The organism is Salipiger marinus (assembly GCF_035481585.1).
Classification (GTDB): Bacteria; Pseudomonadota; Alphaproteobacteria; order Rhodobacterales; family Rhodobacteraceae; genus Salipiger; species Salipiger marinus.
Genome location: NZ_JAYKSL010000001.1, coordinates 281,335 through 293,903 on the forward strand (window position 1 = coordinate 281,335; position 12,569 = coordinate 293,903).

The window sequence follows — 12,569 nt, forward strand, 5'->3', positions numbered from 1 at the left end:
GATTCCCCGAAAGGTTTGCTCTTTAAGCCAATCTTCACCTCAACCCACCCATGCTGCGCCGGTCTGTTAGGGTTGGCATCGGATGGAACTGGCGGCACGGCTGGCGGAGGAACGGCGCGCAAGGCTGGCGGCGGAACGGCTGCTGGAACTGAAACAGGCTGAACTCTTTGCCGCCAACCGCAAGCTGAACAAACATGCCCGCCAGCTGACCCATGAAATCAGCGAAACCCGCGCCGAGGTGGCGGAGGTGCGGCACGAGAATCAGCGGGTGAAATCCCAGCTGGGCGCCGCCCATCAGAAGATCGAACTGGTGGAGGGGCAGCTGTGGAAGGCGCTGCAGACCATGCGCGACGGTTTTGCCATGTTCAACCGCGACCGGCTGATGGAACTGGCCAATGGCGCGTGGCTGTCGGTGTTCGAGGATCTGGACACGATCGGCCCCGGCGCCAGCTACGGCCATGTGCTCGACATGATGGTAGAAGAAGGCATCGTCGATCTGCAGGGCGAGGACGGGCGGTCATGGCGGATGCGGATGCTGGCCCGCTGGGACCGCGACCCGATCCCGTCGGAAACCATCCGGCTTTATACCGGGCAGTTCCTGAAACTGCAGGACCGCCACATGCCCGATGGCGGCATCGTCAGCCTGACCTTCGACATCACCGAACTGATGCGCATGTGGTCCGCGCTGGAGGAACTGCCCGATGGTTTCGTGATCTATGACGCAGAGGACCGGCTGCTGATGTGCAACGAACCCTACCGGCAGATCTACCACGAAAGCACCCCCGCCATCGTGCCCGGCGCCAGTTTCGAGGACATCCTGCGCTACGGGCTGGAGCGGGGGCAGTATGCCGATGCCTGCGGGCGCGAGGAGGCATGGCTGGAGGACCGGCTGCGCATCCATCGCGACGCCACGCAGGAGGCGGAGCAGCAGCTTGGGGACGGGCGCTGGCTCCGGGTCTATGAACGCCCGCTGTCGGATGGCGGGCGCGTCGGGCTGCGCATCGACATCACCGAGGCGAAGCGCATCGAACAGAAGCTGCAGGAGGCCAGCCTGCGCGCCGACATCGCCAACCGCGCCAAATCCACCTTCCTCGCCAATATGAGCCACGAAATCCGCACGCCCATGAACGGCGTGGTGGGCATGGCCGCCCTGCTGCTGGAGGGACCGCTGTCCGAGGAACAGCGGCTTTACGTCGAAACCATCCGCAATTCCGGCGAAAGCCTGCTGGTGATCATCAATGACATCCTTGATTATTCCAAGATCGAGGCGGACAGGATGCAGCTGAAACTTGATCCCTTCGATCTGGAACGCGCCATCCACGAGGTGGTGATGCTGCTGCAGCCCTCCGCCCGGGAAAAGCAGCTGGATCTGCTGGTGGATTACGATCTGTTCCTGCCGACGCATTTTATCGGCGATCTGGGCCGGATCCGGCAGATCCTGACCAATCTCATGGGCAATGCGGTGAAATTCACGCCTTCGGGCCATGTGCTGGTGCGGGTCACCGGCACGGTAGAGCCCGATCACAGCGCCGCCATCCACATGACGGTCGAGGATACCGGCATCGGCATTCCCCGCGAAAAGCTGGATCACGTCTTTGGCGAATTCAATCAGGTGGACGATGCCCGCAGCCGCGCGTTCGAAGGCACCGGGCTGGGGCTCGCCATCACGCGGCGGCTGGTGACGATGATGGGCGGCGAGATCTGGGTGGAGTCCGATCTGGGCCAAGGCGCCTGTTTCGGGCTGCGGCTGGTCCTGCCGGTCGAAGAACCGATCCTGCGCGACACCGCCCGCCTGCCCGCCACGCTGCGCCGCGTGCTGGTGGTGGAGGATCAGGCAGTCAACCGCTCCATCCTGGCCAAGCAGCTGGACATCATCGGGCTCTCGCCCCGCTTCTGCCTGACCGCCGATGCGGCGCTGGCTGCCATGGCCGATCCGCCGGATCTGGTGATCGCGGAACAGGATCTGCCCGACATGACCGGATCGGAACTGGCGCGGCGGCTGGCCGAGGCGGGCCATGCCACCCCGGTGCTGCTGCTGGCGGCAAGCCCCGGCGCGCTGCCCGGCCCCGATCCGCACGGGCCACCCCGGCTGGTGCTGCAGAAACCGGTGCCGCGGCGGACGCTCTTCGCCGCGCTGGAACAGATCGCGCCGCCGCCCCCGGCACCGGTCAGCCCGGATCTGCCCGCTTTCCGCCATCGCGGCCCGCCCGGACCCCGGCTGCTCGACGTGCTGGTGGCAGAGGACAACCGCACCAACCAGCTGGTGTTCCGCAAGATGATCGGCGCGCTGGATCTGCCGCTGACGCTGCGCTTCGCCAATAACGGGCTGGAGGCGGTGGAGGCGTTCCGGACGCAGCGCCCCGACCTGATCTTCATGGACATTTCCATGCCGCAGATGGACGGCAAGGATGCCACCCGCGCCATCCGCGCGCTGGAAGGCGACGGGCCACATGTGCCGGTGATCGCCGTCACCGCCCATGCCATGGCGGGCGACCGCGAAACCATCCTTGCGGCGGGGCTGGATGATTACCTGACCAAACCCCTGCGCAAGCCCGATCTGGCGGCGCTGATGGCCCGCTGGACAGAAACCGCGCGCGCCATGGCCGACTGACCGCCCGTTGCGGCGCGCCCGCGCCCCGCCTACTGTCCGGCACAGGGCCGGGGCCGGAGGAAACCATGGGCGAAATCGTGTTTCATGTTCCGGAGCTCTGGCTTGGCGCCGCGCCGGAAAAGATGCCCCGCTTTTACCGCCGCCTGTCCGAGGGGCTGGCGGCGCGTGGCATCGCGCAGACATGGGTGCCGATGGACCGCGCCACGCTGGCCGACCGGATCGCGTCGGACAGCGCCTTTCACATCCTGAACCACGCGCGGCACCCGCATCCGCGCGTGCTGACCGCAGGCATCGCCTATATCTACCCCTACTGGCATCTGGATCCCTTGGGCATCCGCGCCTTTTCCACGATCACCGACAGCGTCTTCCGCCCCGCCGAGGTTGACGGGGACAGCGCGCAGGCCTTCTTTCGCCGCCTGCGGCAGCGCATGGTGGGGGCGCGGCAGTCACGTTATCCGCAGCAGCAGGCGGTGGAGCCGGTGCCAGAGGGCAGCATCGCCGTCTTCCTGCAGACCGAGGGCCAGCGCAGCGTCGAGGAAACGCTGTGGCTCGACCGCTGGACCATGCTCGACACCTGCCTTGCAGCCGCTGACGGGCGGCCCGTGGTGGTCAAGCCGCATCCGCGCGACCGCGATCCCGATACCGGCAGCGGGCTGGCCGCGCGGCTGGCCGCGCATCCGAACCTGCATCTGAGCACCGCCAACATCCATGACATCCTCGCCACAGCCGACCGCGTGGTGACGATCAATTCCGCCGTGGGGATCGAGGCGCTGCTGCACCGCAAGCCGGTGATCCTGTGCGGAAGGGCCGATTTTCACCACATCTGCACCAGCGCGCGCGATCCGCAGGCGCTGCGCGCCGCCCTGCGGGCCACGCCGCCGCGCCGCGCCTTTGCCCGCTACATCGCGTGGTATTTCGGCACGCAGTGCCTTGACGCGGGGGCCAAGGATCTGACCGACCGCGTGCTGGACCGCCTCGCGGCAAGGGGCTGCCCGCTCTAGCTCAGGCGCGCACGAAAACCGGGCGCTGCGCGGTCGAGGCTTCGGCGTCAAAGCCATAGCCACCGGTTTCGAACTGCGCCAGATCCGCCGGATCGGTGACGCCCTGCTCCAACACCCAGCGCGCCATGGCCCCGCGCGCCCGCTTGGCGGCAAAGGCGATGACCTTGCGCGTGCCGCCCCGATCCTCCTCAAATCGGGGCTCCACCACCGCCAGCGTGCCAAGCTGGCTGCGGTCCACCGATTTGAAATACTCGTCAGAGGCGAGGTTCAGCACCGTGTCCGCGCCAGCCTCCTGCGCGTCCCGCGCCACCGCCTGCGCGATCTTGCCGCCCCAGAACTTATACAGCGTGCCCGCGTCATGGCCGGGCAGCTTGCGGCCCATTTCCAGCCGGTAGGGCAGCACGGCATCGGTGGGGCGCAGCAGACCGTAAAGCCCCGACAGGATGCGCAGCCGCCGCGCCGCCTCGGCCCGGTGCGGATCGTCCAGCGTCGCCATGTCCAGATGCCGGTAGACATCGCCATCGAACATGTCCGCCGCCGCCTGCGTCTCGGCAGGCTCGCGCGACCATGCCGCAAAACGGTCGCGGTTCAGCGCCGCAATGGCGGGCGAGACCTGCATCAGACGCGCGATCTCCGCCTCGGACCAGCCCCGGGCAAGCTGCGCCAGTTCGGCGGCCTCGTCCAGAAAGCGGGGCTGGGTGGTGGCGCGCCCGGCACCACGGGATTCGTTGAGATTCTTCGCCGGAGACAGCAGGATCAGCATGCAGGACAGGTCCGTTTTCAAGATCTGGGGAGGGCGCCGCGCAGGCCGCAGATCGCGGGGGCGCCCAGTCTGGAATCGTTCTAATCCGCTTCCGCGAGAACGTCCAGAAAGGCCGCGCCAAAGCGGTCGAACCGCCGCTCTCCCAGCACCCGCTCCAGATCCTCTGGTCCCGGATCGCGCAGCTGCGCCACCTTGGCAAGCTGGGCTGCCGAACAGGACAGCGGCTTGTCGATGCCGTCGCTGCCGCGCATCAGATCGGCCTGCACCGCCATCAGCCGGTCATAGACCGTGCCCGCCCCCCGCGCCGCCGCGCGCAGCCGCTGCGGATGGCTTTCCTCCAGCGCGCCGGTGATGACCGACAGGAATTCCGCGCCATAGCTCGACAGTTTCTTGGCGCCAACCCCGCTGATCGCCGCCATCTGGTCCAGCGTGGCGGGCCGCTTTTCGGCCATCTCGATCAACGTGCGGTCAGGAAAGATCATGTAGGCCGGCAGGGAGGCGCCTTCGGCCAGCGCGCGCCGCTTGGCCTTCAGCGCCGACAGCAGCGGCGCGTCCTCGTCCGACACCAGCGTCTTGACCTGAGGCCGCCGCTCTGCCGCACGGTCGATCACGTCGCGGCGCAGCGAAATCGTCTCCTCCCCGCGCAGGATCGGGCGCGCAGCTTCGGTCATCACCAGCGCGCCATGGCGGGCGGCATCGGGCCGCATCAGATCGCGGCCCATCATCTGCCGGAACACCGCCTGCCACTGGCTGCGGGTCAGATCCCGCCCGACCCCGAAAGTGGGCAGGCTGTCATGGCCGCGCTGGCGCACCTTGTCGGTCACCTGCCCCAGCAGGATGTCGATCAGATGCCCGGCACCAAAGGATTCCTCGGTCCGCAGCGCGGCGGACAGCGCCTTGCGCACCGCCTCGGTGCCGTCGAACACCTCGGGCGGGCGGTCGCACAGATCGCAGTTGCCGCAGGCCTCGGCCTCCTCGCCGAAATAGCCCAGAAGCTGGCGGCGGCGGCAGCCCAGAGCCTCGGCCAGACCCAGCAGCGCGTTGAGCCGCCCGTGATCCGCCGCCTGCCGCTCCGGCGGGGCGGCGCCCTCGTCGATCTGCGACCGGCGCAGGCGGATGTCATCGGGGCCATAAAGCGTCAGCGTCTCGGCGGGGGCGCCATCCCGGCCCGCGCGCCCGATCTCCTGATAATAGGATTCGATGGATTTGGGCAGATCGGCATGGGCCACCCAGCGGATGTCGGGCTTGTCCACGCCCATGCCAAAGGCCACCGTCGCCACCACGATCAGCCCGTCTTCGGTGGCAAAGCGCTCTTCGACGGCGCGGCGGTCCGCCGCCTCCATGCCGCCATGGTAATAACAGGCGGGATGCCCCTCCTGCGCCAGCGCGGCGGACAGGCTTTCGGTCTTGGCGCGGGTGCCGCAATAGACGATGCCCGACCGACCGCGCCGCGCCGCCGCAAAGCGCAGGATCTGCGCGCGCGGCTGGTCCTTGGGCAGAAAGGCCAGATGGATGTTGGGCCGGTCAAAGCCGCGCAGAAAGGTCTCGGGCTGCTGGCCATCAAAAAGCCGGGTGACGATCTCTTCCTGCGTCTCCTGATCGGCGGTGGCGGTAAAGGCCGCCAGCGGCACGTCAAGCGCGCGGCGTAGCTCGCCGATGCGCAGGTAATCGGGGCGGAAATCATGGCCCCACTGGCTGACGCAATGCGCCTCGTCCACCGCGATCAGCGACACGCCCGCCTGCGCCAGCATCCGCTGTGTGCCGCCCGAGGCCAGCCGTTCCGGCGCGAGATAAAGCAGCTTCAGCGCCCCGGACTGCAGGCTGTCCCAGACCGCGTCGCTTTCTTCCTGCGTGTTGCCCGAGGTCAGCGCCCCCGCCGCAACCCCCGCTTCGCGCAGGCCCCGCACCTGATCCCGCATCAGCGCGATCAGCGGCGAGATCACCACGGTCAGCCCCTCGCGCATCAGGGCAGGCAGCTGGAAACACAGCGACTTGCCGCCCCCCGTGGGCATGATGGCCAGCACGTTGCGCCCCCGCGCCACAGCCTCCACGATCTCGCCCTGACCGGGGCGAAAGGCGTCATATCCAAAGATGTCCTTGAGCAGCGCCTCGGCGGGCGCGGTGTCGCGTGGCATGGGATCAGGTCCGGTGATGTCGCTCGGGCGTTGGCCGCACAGTCTCATACCCTGATTCGCTTGCCAAGCCCCGCACCCGGCCGCAATTTCCGGCCTGCCTCCGGCGGGAGTTTAAAGAGCAAGATGAAGACGAGGGTCTGCCATTCATCTTGCCTGTTAAACTCCGGGGGAGGCCGCGCGGCACGCGCGGGCGGGGGCAGAGCCCCCATGCGGCCTTTCAGTCCGGATCGACCTTGCCGCGCAGGGCCTTGACCTCGCCGCGCTCTTTCTTGGCGGCGAGCCTGCGGCGTTTCGAGCCCAGCGTGGGGCGGGTGGCGATGCGCGGGCGCGGCTTTTCCAGCGCCTGCCGAATCAGGGCCACCAGCCGCTCGCGGGCGATCTCGCGGTTGCGCACCTGACTGCGGGTTTCGTCGACCTGCAGCACCAACGCGCCTTCCTTGGTCCAGCGACGCCCGGCAAGGCGGCGCAGCCGGGCCTTCACCGGCGGCGACAGGCTGGGGGACCGGTCGGCTTCGAAGCGCAGTTCCACCGCGCTTGAGACCTTGTTCACGTTCTGCCCGCCCGGCCCGGAGGCGCGGATGAACTGTTCGGTGATTTCCCAATCCTCGATGCGGACGGTGTCGGTGATGTGCAGCATGGGGTCCGGGTCAGGTTCTTCGGGAGTGGGTTGTAACGGAAATGGGCCGCCCGGCCTGTCGGGCGACCCATTCGAGACGTCAAGGAGGCGGGCCGGTTAGGCGCAGCCAATTCGGGTTCCTTCACGCCAGGGGCTGCCCTAGCGCACTGCCCTCCAAACTGTTCCGACACCTCTCTCCAATGTTTCTCTGGACACTGGATCACCTCCTTTCAGCTGTTATGACAACGCCTCTCAAAGGTGGCACGGAGCGCGCGCAAGTCAAAGCGTTTTTCTGCCCTCAGGCGGTGGCGCCGCGCGACTGTGCCTTCGAAACGATCAGACGGAACGGCAGCAGCGCGATCAGGGCCAGCGACAGCTTCACCAGCCAGTCCGCCATGCCCAGCGACACCCAGAGCGGCACCATGGGCCCGACCCCCAGCAGCGGCAGCGCCTCGGCGGCCCAGGACACGTCATTGCCCGGTTCCAGAAAGCTCAGCGCGCCGGAAAAGGCCACGGTGAAGAAGATCGCGGTGTCAAGCGAGCTGCCCACCAGCGTGGAGGCGAGCGGCGCGCGCCACCAGCGCCCCGTGCGCAGGCGGTCGAAGATCGCCACATCCATCAGCTGCGCCAGCAGGAAGGCGCTGCCCGAGGCCAGCGCGATGCGCAGCGTCACGGCGGGATAGGTGTAGCCGTCGCCCTGCAGCAGGATCTGCGTGCCGATCAGCGAACAGATCACGCCGACGACAAAGCCCGCCAGCACGACGCGGCGCGCGGCGGCGGCGCCGTAAAGGCGGTTCATCACGTCGGTGACCAGAAAGGCCAGCGGATAGGTGAAGGCGCCCCATGTCAGCCACTGGCCGAACAGGAACTGCACGAGGATGTTGGAGGCCAGCACGATGGCGGCCATGGCAAGAATGCCGGGAATATGGGTGCGTGTCATGTTATCTGACCCGTTTTGACAAGGTTGCGGGGACTTGGCCCGCCAGCGCGACGGACGGGCGCTGCCTTACGGCCTTGCCGCGGCTTCGGCAAGAGATTCCGTCAGATCATATTCCACGATCTGCGTCGATTGCAGCGGGAAGAAGTTGTCGTCCGAGATCATCGTCAGCCGGATATGGCCGGGGGCCGGGCTCCAGACGGCGATGCCTTCAAGGTTGTCATGCTCCAGAAGCGCGCTTTCCAGCAGCACCTCCTCGCCGGTGATCCCGGCCTCGTCCAGACCGAAGCGGCGCACCCGGCTGCGAAAGCCGATGCCGGTAAACTCCCGCTCCAGCAGGTAGAACCGGTCTTCGGCGTCAAAATCCGCGCCCACGGGCAGGAACCCGCCGCGGCGCGGGATCTCTGCCACCTGCTGCCACGCCCCGTCCCGGAACCGCCAGAGCGGGAAGGGCTGGTTTGCCTGCCCGGACCGTTCGGGCAGGGTGTAAAGCGCGCCATCCGCGTCGATGGCCAGCGCCTCCAGCCCGCCATTGGGCTCCAGCCAGTCCCACTCTGCCAGACGCGGCAGAGGAAGCGCGCGCGCCGGATCCTCATAGGCCCAGACCCGGTCCACGCCTTCGAAGCTGACGAACATCGGGCCAGAGGGACCAATCGCCAGCCCCTCCGAATCGCCCACATGGCCCGCCATCCGGCGGCCTTCGGGATTGCGCAGCCGCGTCAGCGGTCCTGCGGTGACACCGGTGATCCGCCCCTCGTGCCGGGTGATCCGCCCGGAGGTGAGAACCGCCCGGTCGCTGAGCGCGGTGAAGGTGGTGCCATCCTCCGACAGCTCGATCGCGGAGAACCCGCCAAAGGCGGGGTCATCCATCTGCCACTGGAAGCTGCCGGTGAACCGCGCGCCCTCCGGGTCCGCCACGGCGGGGAACGCCATGAGACCCGCGAGCGCCGCGTTCAGCGCGCGGCGAGAACGGAGGCGCATTGGGCCGGAAGATCCCCCATGACCAGATCGCGCTTGGGCTTGGGCGTCACGCGCGGCGCATCGGGATCGGGCGGCGGCGGGCTGAGGATGTTGTTCACCCAGGCCTGCGCATCGGCACAGCCATCCCCTGCAGGCGGCGGATCCTGATTGACGCAGCCGCGCGCGCCGTCGGGGCAGGACAGCCGGACGTGGAAATGGTAATGATGCCCGGCCCATGGGCGCACCTTGCGCAGCCATGCCCGGTCGCCGGTTTCGTCATTGCACATCTGCACCTTGGCGCCGGGGAAGATGAAGATCCGGTCGACCCGCGGATCCTGCGCCGCCGCCTTGACCAGATCGTGATGCGCCCGGGTCCACTGGCTGTTCACATAGGCACCGCTGGACCGCCACATGGAGATCGACGAGATCGATTCCCGCGCCGCCCGCGACAGCGACAGGTCATCGGCGGGACGCAGCCAGATGTCGGCATCCAGCCCGATCTGGTGGCTGGCATGGCCCGAGGTCATCGGCCCGCCGCGCGGCTGGCTCATGTCGCCCACATAGATGCCGCGCCAGCCGGGCAGAGCCGCGCCCCGGCGCGACAGGCCCTGCAGAAAATCCACAAGCTCGGGATGGCCCCAGTTGCGGTTGCGCGACAGGCGCATCGCCTGCCATGTCGGGCCGGTTTCGGCCAGCTGCTGGCCTCCCGCCAGACAGCCCTTGGCATAGCTGCCAAAGGCGGCGGGGGTCTGCGGCGAACCCACGGCTTCAGACCCGAACAGCGCCTTGGCGTTCTTCGTGGACAAGACACCCGTCACGGTGGGCAGGGGCAGCTGCGGCTGCGGCGCGGGCCGGGAGGTGCCGCAGGCGGCAAGGCTCGCCACCAGCGCAAGGCCCATCAGGGTGCGGATCATTCTGCTCGGTCTCCGTCTGCTTTCACCCATGCTAACAGAACCAGACCCAGAAGAAAAAGCCCGATGATCGGCGTGACCCCGATGCGCTGGCTGCCGCTGAGCGCGGTGGTCACCCCGATCAGCAGCGGCGCCAGAAACGAGGTGGCCTTGCCCGACAGCGCATAAAGGCCGAAGGCCTCGGTCATGCGGCGCGGATCGGCCTGCCGCACCATCATGCTGCGCGAGGCCGCCTGCAGCACGCCCCCCGCCGCGCCGATCAGCGCCCCGAAGGCATAAAAGGCCAGATCCGGCAGGCGCGAGCCCGCCGCCACCGGCAGGCCCAGCACGCTCTGGCGGTCCACCAGCACCACGCCAAGCGCCACGGCGGTCAGCACCAGAATGGCCCCCGCGATCACCGGCTTCGGCCCGAAGCGGCTGTCGGCATGGCCGCCGATCCACGCGAAGACCGCCCCCGCAATGATGGCCACGATGCCAAAGACCCCGGTATCCACCACCGACCAGCCCAGCACCCCCGCCGCATAGATGCCGCCAAAGGCATACATGCCGTTCAGCGCGTCGCGGTAGAACATCGACGAGGCAAGATAGGCGGCCAGCGAGCGCTGCTGCGGCAGGGCGCGCAGGGTGCGGCCCAGATCCGCCAGCGCGCGGCGCAGCACCCCCGGCGGCGCGGGATCCCGGCGCGGATCCCGCACCCACAGGAAGAACGGGATCATGAAGACGGCATACCACACCGCCGTCAGCGGCCCCACGATCCGCGTGCCCTCGCGCTGCGCCGGATCCAGCCCGAAGGCTGGCGGCAGCCCCAGAAAGGTGCGCCCGGTGGCCGCAGATTCGGCAAAAAAGCCCAGCATCACCGCCAGCGCGATCAGCCCGCCGAGATAGCCGAAAGCCCAGCCATTGCCGGAAATGCGCCCGATCTCGTGGCGCGGCCCCAGATCCGGCAGCATGGCATTGGTGAAAATCGTGGCAAATTCCATGCCGATCAGCCCCAGCGCAAAAAACGCCAGCACCGGCAGCAGGTGAAAATCGCCCGGCGCCGCGAACCACAGCATGCTGGAGCCCAGCACATACAGCGCCGAGAATCCCCAGATCCAGCGCATCCGCCGCCCGCCCCCGTCGGCCAGCGCGCCCAGCACCGGGGCCAGCAGCGCAATCACCGCGCCAGCAGCGGCAATCCCGAAGCCCCACGCCGCCTGCGCGCGGCTGCCATCGCCCACCAGCTCCTGCACATAGGGCGCAAAGATGAAGGTGATCAGCAGCGTGTTGTAAGGCTGGCTGGCCCAGTCGAAAAAGAACCAGCCCCAGATGCGCCTGCGCGAATGCCTGATCGTCATGTATCCCCCGGGTTGCGCCGCGATAGAACAGGCGGACCCCTCCCAAGGCAAGACCGAAGCACGGTCAGGCGGCGGAACTGACCCGCTCCGCGCCCGGATCGCGCACCGCCTCCGCCATGGGGGGCCAGGGCCGCAGCGCCTCCGCCGCGATCCACGCCGTCACCCAGTCTGGCAGGTCGGGCGAGGCCTGCGGCTGCCCCAGCGCCGCCAGCACCCGGTCAGGCGCCACGATGCCGGAGGCATCGGTGATCGCAGCGCGGTAAAGCGCATGGCTGGCACAGTCGCCATCCGGCTTCCACATCGCCTGCTCCAGATACAGGAACCGCCGGTCCCAGCCGATCAGCCGCGAGCGCATCTCCAGCCGGTCGAACAGCCGCACCCGGCGGCGATAACGTACCACCGACCCCGCCACGGTCAGGCCCCAGCCCTCGCGCTTCAGCACCGCCAGCAGCCCGGTGCGCTGCGCCAGCGGCAGCCGCCCCAGATCATACAGCGTCAGCGTGCGCCCGTTGTTCAGCTCGTTCCACGGGTCCAGATCCCATGGCAGACAGCGATGCCGCGACACATGCGTGTCGAGCAGCCCCAGCGGCGCCGCGCGCCGGGCAATGCGCATGTCCTTGGCAAGACGCAGAAACGGATACATCGGCACAGTCCTCCGCCGCCCAGCTGTGTCCCGCAGCCCCGCCCCGTCAAGCACAACTTCGCGGAACTCTTGTGCTTTGGGCTCAGGCTGCCTAGGTCTGTCAGCGAATCCACTGACAAAAGAGCGCCCGATGCAATCCCTGTTCCAGATCCTGATGCTGATCCTCGACCTGATCTGGTTCATCATCATCGCCCATGTCATCATGAGCTGGCTCATCAACTTTCAGGTGCTGAACCTGCGCCAGCCGCTGGTCGCCCAGATCTGGGACGGGCTGAACCGGATCCTCGAACCCGCCTATTCCGCGATCCGCCGCATCCTGCCGCCCATGGGAGGACTGGACCTCGCGCCGCTGGTGGCCCTGATCGCCATCTACGCGCTGCGGATCATCCTCGCGAACAACGCTGCGGTCTTCTACAGCTACTGAGGAGGCAGGGGGCTCTGCCCCCCTCGCGCTTCGCGCGAGTCCCCCGGAGTTTTTCCGGCAAGATGAAACGGCAACATGCGCCTTTCATCTTGCCCATAAACTCCCGCCGGAGGCAGACGCATCCGCGTGACCGGGTGCCCCCATGGGCTGGCGCGTCAGCTTTCCGCCAGACCGAGGCGCAGGCGCCAGCCGGAGCCGAGACAGGCAGCGCGCGGCCAGAGGCCGCGCCCC

11 protein-coding genes are annotated in these 12,569 nt (G+C 68.0%); 3 read left to right on the forward strand and 8 right to left on the reverse strand.

Annotated features, from left to right (window positions below; translation table 11 throughout):
• The first annotated feature begins 82 nt into the window (after window positions 1-82).
• Together VK682_RS01460 and VK682_RS01465 are read left to right on the forward strand one after the other, a co-directional pair.
• The gene (locus tag VK682_RS01460) at window positions 83-2,611 is read left to right on the forward strand and encodes a response regulator (RefSeq protein ID WP_324781335.1); all 2,529 of its coding nucleotides are present in this window, start codon (window positions 83-85) and stop codon (window positions 2,609-2,611) included.
• Window positions 2,612-2,676: 65 nt separating this feature from the next.
• Window positions 2,677-3,612, forward strand: a complete 936-nt coding sequence (locus VK682_RS01465) for a capsular polysaccharide export protein, LipB/KpsS family (protein WP_089842597.1) — start codon at window positions 2,677-2,679, stop codon at window positions 3,610-3,612.
• Between the two features lies 1 nt (window position 3,613).
• On the opposite strand, the gene yaaA is transcribed toward VK682_RS01465, so the two are convergent.
• The 8 genes from yaaA to VK682_RS01505 all read right to left on the reverse strand — a co-directional run bounded on the left by yaaA (window position 3,614) and on the right by VK682_RS01505 (window position 11,914).
• A complete protein-coding gene (gene yaaA / locus VK682_RS01470; RefSeq protein WP_089842601.1) occupies window positions 3,614-4,375 on the reverse strand; it encodes a peroxide stress protein YaaA in 762 nt (253 codons plus the stop codon).
• Window positions 4,376-4,455: 80 nt separating this feature from the next.
• Window positions 4,456-6,510 carry a DNA helicase RecQ gene (gene recQ / locus VK682_RS01475; RefSeq protein WP_089842604.1) on the reverse strand — a complete coding sequence of 685 codons (2,055 nt, stop codon included), beginning with the start codon at window positions 6,508-6,510 and terminating at the stop codon, window positions 4,456-4,458.
• 217 nt (window positions 6,511-6,727) lie between these two features.
• Complete coding sequence (arfB, locus tag VK682_RS01480; RefSeq protein WP_230794748.1) at window positions 6,728-7,147, reverse strand: alternative ribosome rescue aminoacyl-tRNA hydrolase ArfB; 420 nt, start codon at window positions 7,145-7,147, stop codon at window positions 6,728-6,730.
• A gap of 277 nt (window positions 7,148-7,424) precedes the next feature.
• Window positions 7,425-8,066 (reverse strand): queuosine precursor transporter, encoded by a 642-nt coding sequence (locus VK682_RS01485; RefSeq protein WP_230794749.1) that lies wholly within the window; start codon window positions 8,064-8,066, stop codon window positions 7,425-7,427.
• A 66-nt stretch (window positions 8,067-8,132) separates the two neighbouring features.
• Complete coding sequence (locus VK682_RS01490) at window positions 8,133-9,044, reverse strand: esterase-like activity of phytase family protein (RefSeq protein ID WP_230794750.1); 912 nt, start codon at window positions 9,042-9,044, stop codon at window positions 8,133-8,135.
• Window positions 9,017-9,937: a penicillin-insensitive murein endopeptidase gene (mepA, locus tag VK682_RS01495; RefSeq protein WP_230794751.1), complete on the reverse strand. Its 921-nt coding sequence runs from the start codon at window positions 9,935-9,937 to the stop codon at window positions 9,017-9,019. Before mepA ends, VK682_RS01490 begins: the two co-directional genes overlap by 28 nt.
• Complete coding sequence (locus VK682_RS01500) at window positions 9,934-11,295, reverse strand: MFS transporter (protein WP_324781389.1); 1,362 nt, start codon at window positions 11,293-11,295, stop codon at window positions 9,934-9,936. The genes mepA and VK682_RS01500 overlap by 4 nt, the downstream gene beginning before the upstream one ends.
• Before the next feature lie 40 nt (window positions 11,296-11,335).
• On the reverse strand, window positions 11,336-11,914 hold the full coding sequence (locus VK682_RS01505) for an acyl-CoA thioesterase (RefSeq protein ID WP_230794753.1): 579 nt from the start codon (window positions 11,912-11,914) through the stop codon (window positions 11,336-11,338).
• A 130-nt stretch (window positions 11,915-12,044) separates the two neighbouring features.
• Here VK682_RS01505 and VK682_RS01510 point away from each other — a divergent pair, with 130 nt between their 5' ends.
• Window positions 12,045-12,338: a YggT family protein gene (locus VK682_RS01510; protein WP_089842627.1), complete on the forward strand. Its 294-nt coding sequence runs from the start codon at window positions 12,045-12,047 to the stop codon at window positions 12,336-12,338.
• Window positions 12,339-12,569 lie beyond the last annotated feature (231 nt).

What these genes read in the sequence shown, in the direction of transcription:
- VK682_RS01460 (WP_324781335.1), top strand. Translation starts at nt 83, where the DNA reads ATGGAACTGGCGGCACGGCTGGCGGAGGAACGGCGCGCAAGGCTGGCG.
- VK682_RS01465 (WP_089842597.1), top strand. Translation starts at nt 2,677, where the DNA reads ATGGGCGAAATCGTGTTTCATGTTCCGGAGCTCTGGCTTGGCGCCGCG.
- yaaA (WP_089842601.1), bottom strand. Translation starts at nt 4,375, where the DNA reads ATGCTGATCCTGCTGTCTCCGGCGAAGAATCTCAACGAATCCCGTGGT.
- recQ (WP_089842604.1), bottom strand. Translation starts at nt 6,510, where the DNA reads ATGCCACGCGACACCGCGCCCGCCGAGGCGCTGCTCAAGGACATCTTT.
- arfB (WP_230794748.1), bottom strand. Translation starts at nt 7,147, where the DNA reads ATGCTGCACATCACCGACACCGTCCGCATCGAGGATTGGGAAATCACC.
- VK682_RS01485 (WP_230794749.1), bottom strand. Translation starts at nt 8,066, where the DNA reads ATGACACGCACCCATATTCCCGGCATTCTTGCCATGGCCGCCATCGTG.
- VK682_RS01490 (WP_230794750.1), bottom strand. Translation starts at nt 9,044, where the DNA reads ATGCGCCTCCGTTCTCGCCGCGCGCTGAACGCGGCGCTCGCGGGTCTC.
- mepA (WP_230794751.1), bottom strand. Translation starts at nt 9,937, where the DNA reads ATGATCCGCACCCTGATGGGCCTTGCGCTGGTGGCGAGCCTTGCCGCC.
- VK682_RS01505 (WP_230794753.1), bottom strand. Translation starts at nt 11,914, where the DNA reads ATGTATCCGTTTCTGCGTCTTGCCAAGGACATGCGCATTGCCCGGCGC.
- VK682_RS01510 (WP_089842627.1), top strand. Translation starts at nt 12,045, where the DNA reads ATGCAATCCCTGTTCCAGATCCTGATGCTGATCCTCGACCTGATCTGG.